Genomic DNA, 15,892 nt, shown 5'->3' with positions numbered 1-15,892 from the left:
TTTTCGCGGTGGACGTTACGCCGTGTGCGTCCGCCGCGTCAGCAGCATGAGCGCGAGCATCGCGATGGCGCCCGAGAGCGGAATCGCTACAGCCATCGGGACCGCGGTGGCGGGGCCGGCGACTCCGACCAGAGGGGAGACGAGTGCCGCCAGCCCGAACTGGCCGGCACCCAACAGGGCGGAACCAGTTCCCGATGCCTTGGTCACCTCGCCTTGAGCAAGCGCGGTCGCATTTCCCATGACGAACCCGAGGCTCGCCACCGAGACGAACAACGGAACCAGGATCATCCACCACGACGGAGCATCGGTCGTTGTCGCGGCGATGAGCAGTACCGTGCCGCCGACAAGCAGCACCGTGACCCCGAACCCGAGCAGCTGACGGGCGCGGAACGTGCCGAGCAGGCGCGTGTTCGCGATCGCGGCAATCACCATGCCCGAAGCATTGATCGCAAACACAATAGAGAACTGGCCGGGGCTGAGCCCGAGCACGTTCTGAACGACGAAGGGTGAAGCGGAAATATAGGCGAAGAGTGCGCCGAATCCGAAGATGAACGTCAACGCATAGCCGAGATACACGCGGTTGCCGACCACATACCGGAGATTCCGGGCGAGAGCCGCGAGACCGCCTGCGTGCCTCTTCTCGACGGGAAGTGTTTCCGGCACGAGCGTGAGCACGCCGAGCACCATCACGAACCCTGCGCCGGCGAGCACCCAGAAGATTCCCCGCCAGCCAACCGGGCCCAGTAGCGCTCCTCCGATCAGCGGAGCGATAACGGGCGCGACCCCGCCGATGATCATCATGATGCTGAAGAGCCGCGCGGCGTTGTCGCCGCGGGCGCGGTCCGCAATGCAGGCACGTGCGAGCACGATCGCGGCGCCACCACTGAGGCCCTGGAAAAGTCGTGCCGCGATCAGAGTCTCGACGCTCGGTGCCAGAGCGCACACCATCGCTGCGATCGTCGTGACTACCGTGGCCGCGAGGAGAAGTCGTCGTCGACCCAGACCATCCGACAGTGGACCCACCACCAATTGGCCGATGCCGAGCCCGGCCATGAAGGTGGTGAGTGTGAGTTGAACACTGGGCGCCGACGTGCGCAGGCTCTCCGCCATGACGGGTAGTCCGGGGAGATACATGTCGGTGGCCAGCGGGGCGATCGCCGACAGTAATGCCAGCACACACAACATGGGAATGGAGATCGTTCGCTGCACGAATGAACTCTACCGGCGCGGCCGCTTGACTCGTCGTCCCTGCGCGGCGACTCTTGCCACCATGAGTACCGCCTTGCCGCCGCATCTCGAGACGGTACTCGACGAGTACGCGCGGCATCTCGGGCTCGAACGCGGACGCTCCCCGCACACAGTGAAGGCGTACCTCGCGGACGCGAGATCGCTGATGCGCCACTGGCTGTCGACAGCGCCCGGCGCACAACTCGCGGAATTGGACATCCGGGTGCTGCGCTCGTGGCTGGCCGGCCAGTCCGTTGCGGGAGTCGCGCGCACGACACTCGCTCGGCGGACGTCGTCCGTGCGAAACTTCACAGCCTGGTTGTTACGTACGAGGCGAATCCCGGTCGATCCGGGCGCCAGGCTGGGCGCGGCGAAAGCGCACCGGACGTTGCCGGCGGTTCTGCGACAGTCGCAGGCCGCCGACGCCATGGACGCCGCAGAAACGGGTGCGCGGGAGCAGGACCCCCTTGCCCTGCGTGATCGCCTCATCGTCGAAATGCTCTACGCCACGGGTATTCGGGTCGGCGAACTGTGCGGGCTGGACCTCGGCTCGGTGGATCGCGAGCGGCGGCTGCTGCGTGTGATCGGCAAGGGCGACAAGGAAAGGTCCGTGCCGTACGGCAAGCCGGCGGCCGAGGCGGTGGACGTCTGGCTGCATATCGGCCGTCCGGCTCTGGCGACCGAGTCGTCCGGGCAGGCATTGCTGCTCGGGAAGCGCGGGAGGCGGCTGAATCAACGTCAGGCGCGGACAGCCGTTCACGAGGTTCTGTCCGCCGTGCCCGGTGCCCCCGACCTCGGTCCGCACGGTCTCCGGCACACTGCGGCAACGCATCTGCTCGAAGGTGGAGCCGATTTGCGCGTGGTTCAGGAACTGCTCGGTCACGCGAGCCTGGCCACTACTCAGCTGTATACGCATGTGTCCGTGGCGAGGTTGCGCGCCGTGCACGATCAGGCGCATCCCCGCGCCTGAGCCCATTTGGTAGCGTCGCCCCACGAATCTGCAGTTTTTCTGCACTATCCCGGGGGAATCGTGGACCGCGAAAACGTGACAGGGCCGCAGCCGGCGTGGCTGAACGACGGCGGCGAAGCGCCGAGGGGGACCGCGGCTACGGATCCGTGGGGGCAACAGTCGTGGGACGAACACCCTTCGGCGACGAGCCAGCATCAGATCAGCAACCAGGACCTGGTGGCGGATGCCCTGCTCAGGCGGCCGCGACGTGCCCCCGCCCGCGGGTGGCGGCGGGGTCTGCACCGGCTGACGGGCGGAACGCTGAATCCGGGGGAGTCCGCGGGGGAAGCGCGCGACGCCGCACTCCTCGCCCGTATTCGTCAACCGATTCAGGGGGATTACCGGATAGCGTTCCTGTCCCTCAAGGGCGGTGTCGGTAAGACGACGACCACCATCGGACTGGGCTCGACATTCGCGTCCTTGCGTGGAGACTGCGTCATCGCTGTCGACGCAAACCCCGACTTCGGGACGCTGGCGCAGCGGGTACCTCTTCAGACCCATTCGACGGTCCGCGATCTCATTGCGGCTGAGCCGACGATCCGCCGCTATTCGGATGTCCGGGCGCACACGTCGCAGGCGCCGAGTCGGCTCGAGGTGCTCGCGAGCGAACAGGACCCGGCCATCTCCGAGGCCTTCAGCGAGGACGACTACCGCCGCGTGATCGACATCCTGCAGGTGTACTACAACATCATCTTGACGGACTGCGGCACGGGCATCATGCACTCTGCGATGAACGGCGTTCTGCAACTGGCAAATTCGTTGGTTCTGGTCAGCTCGCCCGCGATCGACGGAGCGCGGAGCGCGGCGGCCACTCTCGACTGGCTGGGGCATCACGGTTACGGTCACCTCGTCTCCCGCACCGTCGTGGTGATCAGTGCCGCCAGGCCGGGGTCGTCCGGAATCGATCTGACAGAGCTGGCCAATCACTTCCTGCAGCGCTGCCGGGCTGTGAAGGTGGTGCCTTTCGACGAGCATCTCGCCGAGGGGTCGGTCGTCGATCTCGACCTCGTGCGACCGCAGACACGTCAGGCATTCGTCGAACTGGCAGCGATGGTGGCCGACGACTTCCCCGAGTCGGCTGGCCGGCACGCCGTCGCGGAATGGCGATAGCTCCCCGGATCACCGCGGAACGACGGGTTTCAGCCGTATCGGTGCCACCCGGACCAGACCCAGCGGGTCGAGATAGACGCGGTCGCGGCGAAGGCCCCAATGCAGGCACGCGGCGACGGGCGCGATGCAGCCCGGGTGCCCGGGTTCGAGCGTGCCGAGCACGGTTCCCCTGCCTACCCGGAGACCGGCGGTGACGCGGGCGGTGACCGGTTCGTACGTGGTGCGTAGCCCACCGAGGTGGTCGACGGACACGACGGGTTTGCCGGCCACCGTGCCGGCGAATACCACTACCCCTTCCCCCGCAGAGAGCACCGCTTGATCGGGCACGCCGCCCAGATCGACGCCGCGGTGACCGGGAAGCCAGTCGTGCTCCGGATTGTCGAACACCCGGACGACGCGTGGTCGCGGGTGGAGCGGCCAATCGAACTCCGCGGTGGGAACCGCGTCGGCGGGCGTGGCGGCGACGACCGAGCCGCACAGCATGGTGGCGACGGCGACCGCCGACGCCAGCGTCCGAAGGGTTGCACCGATCATCGTCACGGCTGGAACCATGCCGCAGTTCCGGGGACCCGAACCCGGCGCCGGGGAATCTGTGGACAGGTCCGGGTCGATCCACAGATGCGCGGGCACCACTTGCGCGACGGGCGCGTGTGTGCCCGGGAGACGGCGGGTTAGGGCGAACGCCGCCGAGGCCGTACACTGATCGAGCGGTCTGTGCTCGCACAGTCCGACTTCGCGCGCCCGCGCAGGTTATCGGCCATCGGCTGGTCTCGCATCTCGGTGTGAGTTCCGGTGGTCACGGGCGTCAGGGCACAGCATCACCGGTGCTGTGCATCAACCGGCAATGAAAGAGAGATACACAGCCATGGCTGTTGTAACAATGAAGCAGCTGCTCGACAGCGGCACGCACTTCGGTCACCAGACCCGTCGCTGGAACCCGAAGATGAAGCGATTCATCTTCACCGACCGCAACGGCATCTACATCATCGACTTGCAGCAGACGCTGACGTACATCGACAAGGCGTACGAATTCGTCAAGGAGACCGTTGCCCACGGTGGCACCGTTCTCTTCGTCGGCACCAAGAAGCAGGCACAGGAGTCCATCGCGGCCGAGGCCACTCGCGTCGGGATGCCCTACGTCAACCAGCGTTGGCTCGGCGGCATGCTCACCAACTTCACCACCGTCCACAAGCGTCTGCTCCGCCTCAAGGAACTCGAGTCGATGGAGCAGAGCGGTGGCTTCGAGGGACGCACCAAGAAGGAAATCCTCATGCTCACGCGTGAGATGACCAAGCTGGACCGCACCCTCGGCGGTATCCGCGACATGGCCAAGGTTCCTTCCGCGGTGTGGGTCGTCGACACCAACAAGGAGCACCTGGCGGTTGCCGAGGCTCGCAAGCTCAACATCCCGGTCATCGCGATCCTGGACACGAACTGCGACCCCGACCTCGTCGACTACCCGATCCCGGGTAACGACGACGCCATCCGCAGTGCCGCGCTCCTCACCAAGGTCGTCGCTTCCGCAGTGGCCGAGGGTGTGCAGGCCCGTGCCGGACTGAGCGCCGACAAGGACGCGAAGCCCGAAGCCGGCGCCGGTGAGCCCCTCGCCGAGTGGGAGCAGGAACTGCTGTCCCAGGCGACCCCCGCGGACGAGGCCGCTGCCGCTCCGGCAGCCGAGGCGCCCGCAGCCGAAGCTCCCGCAGCAGAGGCACCGGCCACCGAGGCCTGATCCGATGACAACGGCCCTGACCAGAAGCTCGAGTGGTCAGGGCCGTTTCACGGTCTGCACCGAGTACTACCCTGACTTACGTCCCGACAGACATATGAGGAGGCTCGCTCACCATGGCGAACTACACCGCCGCTGACGTCAAGCGGCTCCGCGAGCTGACCGGCTCCGGAATGATGGCCTGTAAGAATGCTCTCGCCGAGGCCGACGGCGACTTCGACAAGGCTGTCGAGCAGCTGCGCATCAAGGGTGCCAAGGATGTGGGTAAGCGTGCGGAGCGCACCACGGCCGAGGGCCTGGTCGTCGCCAAGGACGGCGTCCTGCTCGAGATCAACTGCGAGACGGACTTCGTCGCCAAGAACGAAGACTTCCTGAAGTTGGCCGAGTCGATCGTTTCGGTCGCCGCCGCGGAGAAGCCCGCTGACATCGACGCCCTCAAGGCGCTCGAGCTCGACGGCAAGACTGTCGACACCGTCGTTCAGGAACAGTCCGCGAAGATCGGTGAGAAGCTCGAACTGAGCAAGATCGCGTCCTTCGACGGGCCGGTTGCCGTCTATCTGCACAAGCGCAGTGCCGACTTGCCGCCCGCCGTTGGCGTTCTCGTCGAGTACACCGGCGAAGGCGACGCTGCGGCCGAGGCCGCTCGCGCCGCAGCCATGCAGGTTGCTGCGCTCAAGGCCAAGTACGTGACGCGCGACGAGGTCCCCGAGGACATCGTCGCCAACGAGCGCCACATCGCCGAAGAGACCGCCCGCGCGGAGGGCAAGCCCGAGCAGGCGCTGCCGAAGATCATCGAAGGCCGTGTCAACGGGTACTTCAAGGACGTCGTGCTGACCGAGCAGTCTTCGGTTCAGGATTCCAAGAAGTCCGTGAAGGCGATCCTCGACGAGGCCGGCGTGACGATCAAGCGCTTCGTGCGCTTCGAGGTCGGTTCTTCGAGCTAGTCGTGTCAGTCGTATGACCCCGTCGGACGAGTGCGCTCGCCCGGCGGGGTCTACGTGTGCCGCCACTGCCTCGATGAGGCAGGATGAGGATGGCCGTCTGTAGGTGTCGAGCCGGCCCGTCGGTCCGCTCGGCTGTAGTGGAACCGACGAGTGCGGATGAACCGAGGAGAGCAATGTCCGAACCAGCCAGCGAACGTCCAGGATTTCATCGAGTCCTTCTCAAACTCGGTGGCGAAATGTTCGGTGGTGGGAAGGTCGGCCTGGACCCTGACGTGGTGACCAAGGTCGCCGAACAAATCGCCGGAGTCGTGCGGTCCGGCGTGCAGGTGGCGGTAGTGATAGGCGGCGGAAACTTCTTCCGCGGTGCCGAACTGCAGCAGCGAGGACTCGACCGTGCTCGTTCCGACTACATGGGCATGCTCGGCACCGTGATGAATTGCCTTGCCCTTCAGGATTTCCTGGAGAAGGAAGGCGTCGACAGCCGCGTGCAGACAGCGATCACCATGGGGCAGGTGGCCGAGCCGTACATTCCGCTGCGCGCGCAGCGTCATCTGGAGAAGGGTCGCGTCGTGATCTTCGGGGCGGGGATGGGAATGCCCTATTTCTCGACCGACACGACGGCTGCTCAACGGGCTCTCGAGATCGGCGCCGAGGTGGTGCTGATGGCGAAGGCGGTCGACGGCGTATTCACGGCGGACCCCAATCTCGACCCCACCGCGACGATGTACACGCAGATCACCCACCGCGAGGTCATCGAACAGGGACTCAAGGTGGCCGATGCGACCGCATTCAGTCTCTGCATGGACAACGAAATGCCGATCATGGTGTTCAATCTGCTCACCGAGGGCAATATTGCCAGGGCGGTATCTGGTGAGAAGATCGGAACGCTCGTCAAGTCATGACGAATCGATGCAGAACGACATGGAGGAACAGCCGTGATTGATGAAGCTCTCTTCGAAGCCGAGGAGAAGATGGAGAAGGCTGTCACGGTGGCCAAGGATGACCTGGGTTCCATCCGGACGGGCCGGGCGAACCCTGGAATGTTCTCGCGCATCGGTATCGACTACTACGGTGCGTTCACCCCGATCACGCAGCTGGCCAGCATCAACGTCCCGGAAGCGCGGCTCGTGGTGGTCAAGCCCTACGAGGCCTCTCAGCTCGGACCGATCGAGAACGCGATCCGTAACTCTGATCTGGGCGTCAACCCGTCCAACGACGGCAACCTGATCCGCATTTCCGTGCCGCAGCTCACGGAGGAACGCCGCCGTGAACTCGTGAAGCAGGCGAAGGCGAAGGGCGAGGATGCGAAGGTGTCGGTGCGCAACGTCCGCCGCAAGGCGATGGACGAACTGTCCCGCATCCAGAAGGACGGTGAAGCCGGCGAGGACGAGGTCGGGCGCGCCGAGAAGGAACTCGACAAGACGACTGCTCGTTACGTCGCGCAGATCGACGAGCTGGTGAAACACAAGGAAGCCGAGTTGCTCGAGGTTTGAGCGCGGGACGAGGAGTGGATCGGGGACAGTGACCGTGCCAACAGAACACGGGACGCCAGGGGGGCCAGCGTCCGAGGGCGAGCCTTCCGCGCAGTCGGAGGGAACGCGCCCCGCACAGTCGGAGGTGCCCCCGGCCACAGGATCGAAAGCGGGAAGGAATCTTCCCGCCGCGATCGCTGTCGGCGTCGGCCTCGGTGTCTCGCTGATCTTGATACTCGTGTACGTACCACTGGTGTGGATCGGTGTCGTGTCCGTCGCGATGGCCGTGGCCACCTGGGAGGTCACCAAGCGGTTGCGGGAAGCGGACATCAGCGCTCCACGGATACCGTTGCTCGTGGGCGGGCAAGCCGTACTGTGGCTGGGCTGGCCATTCGGTCCGGAGGGTGTGCTCAGCGCGTTCGCGGGAACCGCTCTCGTGTGCATGGTGTGGCGTCTGTTCGACCACGGACTCAAGGCGACCCCTCGGAATTACCTGCGGGACACGGCGATCACCGTATTCGTGGCCGCGTGGATTCCCCTTCTGGCCTCGTTCGCGGTGCTGATGGTGTTGCAGGACGACGGGGCGGGCCGGGTGCTCTGCCTCATGATCGGGGTGGTCTGCTCCGACGTCGGTGGTTACGCCGCCGGAGTTCTCTTCGGTAAGCATCCGATGGTGCCGGCGATCAGCCCGAAGAAGTCGTGGGAGGGTTTCTTCGGTTCCCTGCTGTTCTGCGTGATCGGCAGTCTGCTCACGGTCACCCTCATCCTCGGCGAGAACCCGATGATCGGTGTACTGCTCGGTGTGGTCCTGGTGGTCACGGCCACGCTCGGTGACCTCATCGAATCCCAGGTGAAACGTGAACTGCGGATCAAGGACATGGGCACCCTTCTTCCCGGACACGGCGGAATCATGGACCGTCTCGATTCCCTGCTGCCGTCGGCGTTCGTGACGTGGCTGGTGCTCACGGTCCTCGTGTGACCGACCGGCCGTGACCATTCCCAGCCCCAACATCTGGCACTGGCCCGACACCTACGAGCTCGAGAACCGGGCGCAGGACGCCGACGGTGCGCTGTTCCGGCATCTACGGTCCACCCTGGACTGGGAAGGCAAGACCGTCGTCGACATCGGCTGCGGTTCCGGTTTTCATCTTCCGGTCTTTGCCGAAGCAGCGAGCACGGTGATCGGCGTCGAACCGCATCCGCCTCTACTCGACCTCGCCCGGCAGCGGGTCTCCGGCCTGTCCCACGTGCGAATACTCGCCGGATCGGCCGAGCGGATTCCCCTCGAAGACTCGAGCGTCGACCTGGTGCACGCCCGAACCGCCTACTTCTTCGGCCCAGGATGCGGACCGGGAATACTCGAGGCGATGCGGGTGCTCCGACCGGGAGGAGTGCTCGCGGTCATCGATCTCGACGCGACGGCGGAGCCCTACGGTGCATGGATGCGTGCCGACATGCCGCACTACAGACCGGCCGCGGTCGAAGCCTTCTTCGCGGCGCAGGGGTTCGAGCTGACCCGGGTTCAGACGCGGTGGCTCTTCTCGGACCGGGAGTCGCTGCGCCGAGTCCTGGGCATCGAGTTCACCCGAAGCACGGCGGCGAAAGCCTATGCGCAGACGCCCGGCCTGGCCGTCGACGTGCGCTACCGCGTGCACATTCGCCGAAAGCCGGCCGGGCTGGAAGTACCGCGCACCGAGTGATTACCGACGCGGCGCGATGTGGAACAGCTTCGCGAGCGCGTGAATCTTCTTCGCCTTCGCGAGTTTGGGCAGGTCACTACCATCGCGTACCCGCGATCCGTCTTCGCCGAGGTCGGCGATCACATCCATCGCCCACTCGGCTTCGGCGGGGGAGGGGCTGAGCGCATCATTCACGGACGCCGTCTGAGCGATGGTCATGCACAGCTTCCCGGTCATTCCCATCGACAGCGTGAGCGCCGACGCGCGCGCCAGCGCCTCGACGTCCGAACCGAGGGTAGGCCCGTCGATCGGTGCGGCGATCCGGGCGGCGCGGCTCGCGATCGTCAGCCGTGAGCGCGGATAGGCCATGGCCAGCGGCGAATCGTCCATCCCCGTGTCGCGCCGGAAGTCGCCGCTGCCGAAGGCGAGCCGGAAAGTCGCCTCGGCGCGAGCGATCTCCGGCGCAGCCTCGAGACCCATGGCGGATTCGACGAGAGCGAGCACCTTCGTCCCGGCGGGAAGGCGATCGGCGGTGGCGTCGACCTGCATTCCACTCTCGGTCTTGGCGAGCATGACGCCCTCGAGGCCGGGAACGTCGTTCAGTGCCGCGAGGTCGTCGGCCCAGAAAGGGGTGGTTGCATCGTTGATGCGGACCCACGCCCGCCGATTGTCGCCGAGCCAGGCGACCACGTCGGCGCGCGCGCGAGGCTTACGGTCGGGGGTGACGGCGTCCTCGAGGTCGAGGATGACGGCGTCCGCGGCGCTCGCATGCGCCGCCTCGAAACCTTCGGGCTTGCCGGCGGGAACCAGCAGCCAGGATCGCGCCTGTTCGGCAGCGATGCGCGGTGCCACAGTCGTCTCCATGTCGGCCTTCACAGTCGTACCGTTCCGGTGATATCCACGACAACCATCATGCGCGGTCGGCGCCGAGCCGATCCACTTGCGTAACTATTGTTCAGTCAGTAATTAGTGTTCAGGCGTTGCTGCCGGTTTGCCGCGCGCCGGATCTGGATGATCCGGATTCCCCCGGCGAGGGCCATGATCACGGCGCCGGCGATCGACGCCAGCAACAACGACACGCCGAGCGGAAGCGTGAACTCCCAGGCGAACAGTTCGAGTGTTGCGCTGTCGAGGTTCTGCAGGATGAACACGAGAAGCAGTACGAGAACGATGATTCCGATGACGAGGCCGGTCCAGGTCGCGCCCGCCCGGGTGTGTCTGATGCCCTTCTTCCGTGCGACGTCCGGATGCTGGGGTCCTGGGTGGGTGGTGTCCGGGTAGGGCGGATCGCCAGGCGTGGGCCCGCCGACTGGGCCACCGCCGGCCGGGACATCCGTAGGGGAATGCGAGGGGTCGTCCGGTGTTGTCGACATAACTCGATCTTCACCCACTCGGCGCGGTTCTGCACCCGCATCGGACGGCGGAATGGCGTCGATCACGTATCCGCGCGACATCGGCCCTCGAATCAATGGGACAATGGGAAAACTATGGCTGTCTCGCTCCCCCTCGTGTTCACCGCGCCCCGGCGCGGGATGCCGCCCCGGCATCTCGCGGACCTCGACTCCGCCGAACGCCGGAAGGTCGTCCAGGAACTGGGTCTGCCCGGTTTCCGTGCCGACCAGCTGGCCCGGCAGTATTACGCGCGCTTGGAGGCGGATCCGGAGAGGATGACCGATCTTCCGGCTGCGGTGCGGGAGCAGGTGGGGGCCGCCCTCTTCCCGACGCTGCTGACACCCGTCAAACATCTGGCGTGCGACGGTGGAGATACCCGGAAGACTCTGTGGAAGGCGAACGACGGAACACTTCTCGAGAGTGTTCTGATGCGATACCCCGACCGTGCGACCCTGTGTATCTCGAGTCAGGCCGGGTGCGGAATGGCGTGTCCGTTCTGCGCGACCGGCCAGGGCGGTCTGCAACGCAACCTGTCGACTGCCGAGATCGTCGACCAGGTGCGGGCCGCGGCCGCATCCCTGCGCGACGGTGAGGTTGCCGGAGGTCCGGGGCGCCTGTCGAATGTGGTGTTCATGGGTATGGGGGAGCCGCTCGCCAATTACAAGCGGGTCGTCGCGGCAGTGCGTCGTATCACTGCCCCGCCCCCCGAGGGCCTCGGGTTGTCGCAGCGTTCGGTGACGGTTTCGACGGTGGGACTGGCGCCTGCCATCCGCAAGCTCGCCGACGAGGATTTGAGCGTCACCCTCGCGGTGTCCTTGCACACACCCGACGACGAACTGCGCGACACCCTGGTGCCTGTCAACAACCGGTGGTCGGTTGCCGAGGTCCTCGATGCCGCCCGCTACTACGCGGACAAGTCGGGCAGACGCGTCTCGATCGAGTACGCCTTGATCCGGGACGTCAACGACCAGCCCTGGCGAGCGGACCTGCTGGGCAAGAAGCTGCGCAAGGCTCTCGGTCCCCTCGTGCACGTGAACCTCATCCCGCTCAACCCCACACCCGGCAGCGAATGGGATGCCAGCCCCAAGCCGGTGGAGAAGGAATTCGTTCGCCGCGTCATCGCGCAAGGTGTGTCCTGCACGGTGCGGGACACCCGGGGGCAGGAGATCGCCGCGGCGTGCGGCCAACTCGCCGCCGAAAACTGATTCGCCGCCACGAGTAGCGACAACAGGCACGCGAAAACCCCTCGCCGAGGACTTCGGGCGAGGGGTTTCGTGGAAAGCGGGAGTTTACCGGGGCTTGCGCCGCTGGAGAATGTCGCGGACCAGGACGACGACCATGAGGCCTGCGCAGCCGACCAGCCACAGGTCCTCGACCCGGCCGGTGTGGTTACCGATGATCATCAGCAGCAGGAACAGCGCGAAGAACCAGCCGAGGAAGCGGAACGTCTTGGGCGCTTCACCACTCCAGCCCCATGCCGCCGACGGGACCTCGGCCGTATCGACGTGTGCGGCCACGACGGGGTCGCTGGACGAGGGCTCCAACTGGGTACCGGCCACGATCGATCCTCCTGCAGATTCGGTTGCGCTACTCGCCATATCGTGACATACGACCGTCCGTCGTATGTACCGGGGCCATCCATGGCGGGCGACCGCTGTTCGATCAGGAACAATGGGTGGGTGGATGAAACCAGGCCCACCCGCGTCCTGCTGCTCGGCAGCACAGGTTCGATCGGCACCCAGGCGTTGGAGGTGATCGAGGCCAACCCCGGCAAGTTCTCCGTTGTCGGCCTCGCCGCCGGTGGTGCGAATGTCGACCTTCTGGCACGGCAGATCACCGAAACAGGTGTGACATCCGTCGCAGTCGCCGATCCGCGGGCCGCTGCCACACTCGATCGGCCGGGAGTGTTGAGCGGTCCGGGCGCGGTCACCGAACTGGTGAAGAACACCGAAGCGGACGTCGTCCTCAACGCCCTCGTCGGCTCCCTGGGTCTGGAACCGACCCTGGCCGCGCTGGAGTCCGGCGCGCGGCTCGCGCTCGCGAACAAGGAGTCCCTCGTAGCGGGCGGGCCGCTTGTCACCGCCGCCGCGGCCCCCGGCCAGATCGTGCCCGTGGACTCCGAACATTCCGCGCTCGCCCAGTGCCTGCGGGGAGGCAGTGCAGATGAGGTGTCCCGCCTCGTTCTCACGGCCTCGGGTGGTCCCTTCCGGGGATGGTCCGCTCAGCAACTCGACTCGGTCACTCCCGAGCAGGCCGGCGCCCATCCCACCTGGTCGATGGGCCCGATGAACACGTTGAACTCCGCAACGCTGGTGAACAAGGGACTCGAATTGATCGAGACCCACCTGCTGTTCGGGATCGAGTACGACCGCATCGACGTCACGGTTCACCCGCAGTCGATCGTGCACTCGATGGTCACCTTCACCGACGGCTCCACGCTCGCACAGGCCAGCCCGCCCGATATGAAGCTGCCGATCGCGCTCGCGCTCGGCTGGCCGGACCGGGTCGCAGGAGCTGCCGCCCCGTGCGATTTCGCCAGCGCCTCCCGCTGGGACTTCGAACCACTCGACTCGGCGGTCTTCCCTGCTGTCGACCTCGCGCGGGAAGCCGGCAGGCGTGGCGGTTGCCTCACCGCCGTCTACAACGCTGCCAACGAAGTCGCGGCTCAGGCATTCTTGGACGGGATCATCCGATTCCCGGCCATCGTCCGCACCGTCGCCGCCGTGCTGTCCGAGGCGGACGAGTGGGCGGCGCCACCGGCTACCGTGGAGGACGTACTGGCCGCCGACGGCTGGGCGCGTGACCGAGCACGTCAGCTCGTCAAGCAGGAAGGCTAGAACTGCATGGTGTTCGCAGTGGGCGTTGTTCTCTTCGCCTTCGGAATCGCACTGTCGATCGCGCTTCACGAAGCGGGTCACATGTGGGTGGCTCAGGCCACCGGCATGAAGGTCCGTCGATACTTCATCGGTTTCGGCCCCAGAATCTTCTCCTTCCGCCGCGGTGAAACCGAGTATGGGTTCAAGGCCCTGCCGCTCGGTGGCTTCTGTGACATCGCGGGAATGACGGCCCTCGACGAACTCGCGCCGGACGAAGAAGACCGGGCGATGTACAAGAAGGCGACCTGGAAACGCCTCGTCGTGATGTCCGGCGGCATCGGCATGAACTTCCTGCTCGGTCTCGTCCTGGTGTACGTCCTTGCCGTCGGGTGGGGTCTGCCCGACCTCAACCGGCCCAGCCATGCCGAGGTCGGTGCGGTGGGCTGTGTGGCCGCCACCCAGGGGCCCGCTCCCGACTACGCGCTGTCTCCGTGCACCGGTACCGGTCCCGCCGAGGAGGCAGGTATCCGGGCGGGCGACATCATCGTCGCGGTGGACGGCAAGGAGACGCCTACCTTCGCGGACGTCGCCGCCGCAACGCGACCGCTGTCGGGTGCAGTGGACTTCACGATCGAACGGGACGGCACCGAGCAGACCGTCGTCGTTCCGGTCCAGCAGGTGCAGCGGTGGGTTCTGGAGGAGGGGGAGAGCCAACCGCACGAGGCGACCGTCGGTGCTGTCGGCATCGCCGCGCCCCCGGCCGTCGTCGAGCATTCGGCGGTGTCCGCGGTCCCGGCCTCCTTCGGATTCACCGGTGACATGTTCGTCATGACGGCCGAACGTCTGGTGCAGATGCCGAGCAAGGCTGTCGACCTGTGGCACGCCGTGACCGGCGGGGAACGGGACCCGGAGACACCGATCTCCGTGTACGGCGCGAGCGTGATCGGCGGCCAGATCGCCGAACAGGGGATCTGGGAAGCGTTCGTTCTCCTCCTCGCGAGCCTCAACTTCTTCCTCGGCATGTTCAACATGCTCCCGCTGCTCCCACTCGACGGCGGACACATGGCAGTGACGCTCTACGAGCGAATTCGCGACTGGTTCCGGAGCAGGCGAGGTTTGCCCCGAGGCGGCCCCGTGGACTACCTGAAGTTGCTGCCCGTGACCTATGTCGTGATCGTCATCGGCGGCGCATACATGCTGCTCACCCTCACCGCCGACATCGTCAACCCGATCAAGCTCTTCCAGTGATCGCTAAACTCGGACCTGAAGCTACGAAAGAAGGCACCCACGTGACCAGCCCTGTCGGATTGGGTATGCCCGAAGGCCCGGCCGCCGTTCTCGCGCCCCGCCGCAAGACCCGCCAACTGCAGGTCGGGACAGTCGGCGTCGGCAGCGATTTTCCGGTGTCCGTGCAGTCGATGTGCACCACGAAGACCCACGACGTCAACGCGACCCTCCAGCAGATCGCCGAACTCACCGCGTCCGGCTGCGACATCGTCCGAGTCGCTTGCCCACGCCAGGAGGACGCCGACGCACTCGCGACTATCGCGAAGAAGAGCCAGATCCCGGTTATCGCCGATATCCACTTCCAACCGCGCTACATCTTCGCGGCCATCGAGGCGGGGTGCGCCGCGGTGCGCGTGAACCCGGGCAACATCAAGGAGTTCGACGGACGCGTCAAGGAAGTCGCCAAGGCGGCCGGTGAGGCAGGCATTCCGATCCGCATCGGAGTCAACGCCGGGTCGCTCGACCCCCGGCTGATGCAGAAGTACGGCAAGGCGACGCCGGAAGCGCTCGTCGAGTCGGCTCTGTGGGAAGCCGGGCTGTTCGAGGAACACGGGTTCGGCGACATCAAGATATCGGTGAAGCACAACGACCCGGTGATCATGGTGGAGGCCTACCGTCAGCTGGCAGCGCAGTGCGACTACCCCCTGCACCTGGGCGTGACCGAGGCCGGTCCGGCGTTCCAGGGAACGATCAAGTCGGCCGTCGCCTTCGGTGCGCTCCTTTCCGAGGGCATCGGCGACACCATCCGGGTATCGCTGTCGGCGCCGCCCGCTGAGGAAATCAAGGTCGGAACGCAGATCCTGCAATCACTGAACCTGCGCCCGCGCAAGCTCGAAATCGTGTCGTGCCCCTCCTGTGGGCGCGCCCAGGTGGACGTCTACACGTTGGCCGACGAAGTGACCGCCGGGCTCGAAGGCATGGAAATCCCGCTGCGCGTTGCCGTCATGGGCTGCGTGGTGAACGGTCCCGGCGAGGCCCGCGAGGCAGACCTCGGAGTGGCCTCCGGAAACGGCAAGGGCCAGATCTTCGTGAAGGGCAAAGTGATCAAGACTGTGCCGGAAGCGCAGATCGTCGAAACGCTCATCGAGGAAGCGATGCGCATCGCGGAAGAGATGGAGGGTGACGCGTCGGCCGGGTCCCCCGTCGTGACCGTCAGCTGACCCGCCCGCCCCTTGGGCATCGAAACGTCTCCCGTTTCTGGCGTGTTCGTGGCAATCTGGTGGGCAGAAC

The 15,892-nt window shown here is 65.9% G+C and carries 17 protein-coding genes; 12 read left to right on the top strand and 5 right to left on the bottom strand.

Going from position 1 to position 15,892, the window contains the following annotated elements:
* Positions 1–15 precede the first annotated feature (15 nt).
* A complete protein-coding gene (locus tag CBI38_RS18070) occupies positions 16–1,185 on the bottom strand; it encodes a multidrug effflux MFS transporter (protein WP_109330925.1) in 1,170 nt (389 codons plus the stop codon).
* A gap of 85 nt (positions 1,186–1,270) precedes the next feature.
* On the opposite strand from CBI38_RS18070, the gene CBI38_RS18065 reads away from it, so the two are divergent.
* A complete protein-coding gene (locus CBI38_RS18065; RefSeq protein ID WP_109335179.1) occupies positions 1,271–2,197 on the top strand; it encodes a tyrosine recombinase XerC in 927 nt (308 codons plus the stop codon).
* Positions 2,198–2,272: 75 nt separating this feature from the next.
* On the top strand, positions 2,273–3,346 hold the full coding sequence (locus tag CBI38_RS18060) for a MinD/ParA family ATP-binding protein (protein ID WP_230989879.1): 1,074 nt from the start codon (positions 2,273–2,275) through the stop codon (positions 3,344–3,346).
* Positions 3,347–3,355: 9 nt separating this feature from the next.
* Here CBI38_RS18060 and CBI38_RS18055 read toward each other — a convergent pair whose 3' ends face one another.
* Positions 3,356–3,880 (bottom strand): M23 family metallopeptidase, encoded by a 525-nt coding sequence (locus CBI38_RS18055; RefSeq protein ID WP_109335178.1) that lies wholly within the window; start codon positions 3,878–3,880, stop codon positions 3,356–3,358.
* A 331-nt stretch (positions 3,881–4,211) separates the two neighbouring features.
* On the opposite strand from CBI38_RS18055, the gene rpsB reads away from it, so the two are divergent.
* The 6 genes from rpsB (at position 4,212) to CBI38_RS18025 (ending at position 9,188) form a co-directional block, all read left to right on the top strand.
* A complete protein-coding gene (rpsB, locus tag CBI38_RS18050) occupies positions 4,212–5,075 on the top strand; it encodes a 30S ribosomal protein S2 (RefSeq protein WP_109330923.1) in 864 nt (287 codons plus the stop codon).
* Between the two features lie 113 nt (positions 5,076–5,188).
* On the top strand, positions 5,189–6,016 hold the full coding sequence (tsf, locus tag CBI38_RS18045) for a translation elongation factor Ts (RefSeq protein WP_109330921.1): 828 nt from the start codon (positions 5,189–5,191) through the stop codon (positions 6,014–6,016).
* A gap of 173 nt (positions 6,017–6,189) precedes the next feature.
* Entirely contained in the window at positions 6,190–6,918 is a 729-nt protein-coding gene (gene pyrH, locus CBI38_RS18040) for a UMP kinase (protein WP_109330919.1), read from the top strand.
* 33 nt (positions 6,919–6,951) lie between these two features.
* The gene (gene frr, locus CBI38_RS18035; protein WP_109330917.1) at positions 6,952–7,509 is read left to right on the top strand and encodes a ribosome recycling factor; all 558 of its coding nucleotides are present in this window, start codon (positions 6,952–6,954) and stop codon (positions 7,507–7,509) included.
* 28 nt (positions 7,510–7,537) lie between these two features.
* A complete protein-coding gene (locus CBI38_RS18030) occupies positions 7,538–8,467 on the top strand; it encodes a phosphatidate cytidylyltransferase (protein WP_418328268.1) in 930 nt (309 codons plus the stop codon).
* Between the two features lie 10 nt (positions 8,468–8,477).
* The gene (locus CBI38_RS18025; protein WP_109330915.1) at positions 8,478–9,188 is read left to right on the top strand and encodes a class I SAM-dependent methyltransferase; all 711 of its coding nucleotides are present in this window, start codon (positions 8,478–8,480) and stop codon (positions 9,186–9,188) included.
* Here the strand turns inward: CBI38_RS18025 and CBI38_RS18020 are convergent, their stop codons facing one another.
* Positions 9,189–10,043, bottom strand: a complete 855-nt coding sequence (locus tag CBI38_RS18020; protein WP_204164767.1) for an HpcH/HpaI aldolase/citrate lyase family protein — start codon at positions 10,041–10,043, stop codon at positions 9,189–9,191.
* Between the two features lie 83 nt (positions 10,044–10,126).
* On the bottom strand, positions 10,127–10,540 hold the full coding sequence (locus tag CBI38_RS18015) for a LapA family protein (protein ID WP_109335174.1): 414 nt from the start codon (positions 10,538–10,540) through the stop codon (positions 10,127–10,129).
* Between the two features lie 114 nt (positions 10,541–10,654).
* Here CBI38_RS18015 and rlmN point away from each other — a divergent pair, with 114 nt between their 5' ends.
* Positions 10,655–11,764 carry a dual-specificity RNA methyltransferase RlmN gene (gene rlmN, locus CBI38_RS18010; RefSeq protein ID WP_109330913.1) on the top strand — a complete coding sequence of 370 codons (1,110 nt, stop codon included), beginning with the start codon at positions 10,655–10,657 and terminating at the stop codon, positions 11,762–11,764.
* 84 nt (positions 11,765–11,848) lie between these two features.
* Here the strand turns inward: rlmN and CBI38_RS18005 are convergent, their stop codons facing one another.
* Complete coding sequence (locus CBI38_RS18005) at positions 11,849–12,118, bottom strand: DUF2631 domain-containing protein (protein WP_201453466.1); 270 nt, start codon at positions 12,116–12,118, stop codon at positions 11,849–11,851.
* Positions 12,119–12,238: 120 nt separating this feature from the next.
* Here CBI38_RS18005 and dxr point away from each other — a divergent pair, with 120 nt between their 5' ends.
* From dxr to ispG, 3 genes are read left to right on the top strand one after another with little or no spacing between them, the layout of a single operon-like run.
* Complete coding sequence (gene dxr, locus CBI38_RS18000; RefSeq protein WP_109330909.1) at positions 12,239–13,396, top strand: 1-deoxy-D-xylulose-5-phosphate reductoisomerase; 1,158 nt, start codon at positions 12,239–12,241, stop codon at positions 13,394–13,396.
* Between the two features lie 6 nt (positions 13,397–13,402).
* Positions 13,403–14,623 (top strand): M50 family metallopeptidase, encoded by a 1,221-nt coding sequence (locus CBI38_RS17995; RefSeq protein ID WP_109330907.1) that lies wholly within the window; start codon positions 13,403–13,405, stop codon positions 14,621–14,623.
* Between the two features lie 41 nt (positions 14,624–14,664).
* The gene (gene ispG / locus CBI38_RS17990; RefSeq protein WP_109330905.1) at positions 14,665–15,822 is read left to right on the top strand and encodes a flavodoxin-dependent (E)-4-hydroxy-3-methylbut-2-enyl-diphosphate synthase; all 1,158 of its coding nucleotides are present in this window, start codon (positions 14,665–14,667) and stop codon (positions 15,820–15,822) included.
* Positions 15,823–15,892 lie beyond the last annotated feature (70 nt).

Origin of the sequence: Rhodococcus oxybenzonivorans, assembly GCF_003130705.1 — a bacterium.
In the GTDB taxonomy this organism is placed as follows: Bacteria; Actinomycetota; Actinomycetes; order Mycobacteriales; family Mycobacteriaceae; genus Rhodococcus_F; species Rhodococcus_F oxybenzonivorans.
This window is presented reverse-complemented; position numbering and strand designations above follow the sequence as displayed.

Bases quoted from the DNA above. Each gene is read 5' to 3' on its own strand.
- tsf (WP_109330921.1), top strand. From the start codon at position 5,189: ATGGCGAACTACACCGCCGCTGACGTCAAGCGGCTCCGCGAGCTGACC.
- CBI38_RS18055 (WP_109335178.1), bottom strand. From the start codon at position 3,880: ATGATCGGTGCAACCCTTCGGACGCTGGCGTCGGCGGTCGCCGTCGCC.
- CBI38_RS17995 (WP_109330907.1), top strand. From the start codon at position 13,403: ATGGTGTTCGCAGTGGGCGTTGTTCTCTTCGCCTTCGGAATCGCACTG.
- CBI38_RS18070 (WP_109330925.1), bottom strand. From the start codon at position 1,185: ATGTTGTGTGTGCTGGCATTACTGTCGGCGATCGCCCCGCTGGCCACC.
- CBI38_RS18065 (WP_109335179.1), top strand. From the start codon at position 1,271: ATGAGTACCGCCTTGCCGCCGCATCTCGAGACGGTACTCGACGAGTAC.
- rpsB (WP_109330923.1), top strand. From the start codon at position 4,212: ATGGCTGTTGTAACAATGAAGCAGCTGCTCGACAGCGGCACGCACTTC.
- pyrH (WP_109330919.1), top strand. From the start codon at position 6,190: ATGTCCGAACCAGCCAGCGAACGTCCAGGATTTCATCGAGTCCTTCTC.
- rlmN (WP_109330913.1), top strand. From the start codon at position 10,655: ATGGCTGTCTCGCTCCCCCTCGTGTTCACCGCGCCCCGGCGCGGGATG.
- CBI38_RS18015 (WP_109335174.1), bottom strand. From the start codon at position 10,540: ATGTCGACAACACCGGACGACCCCTCGCATTCCCCTACGGATGTCCCG.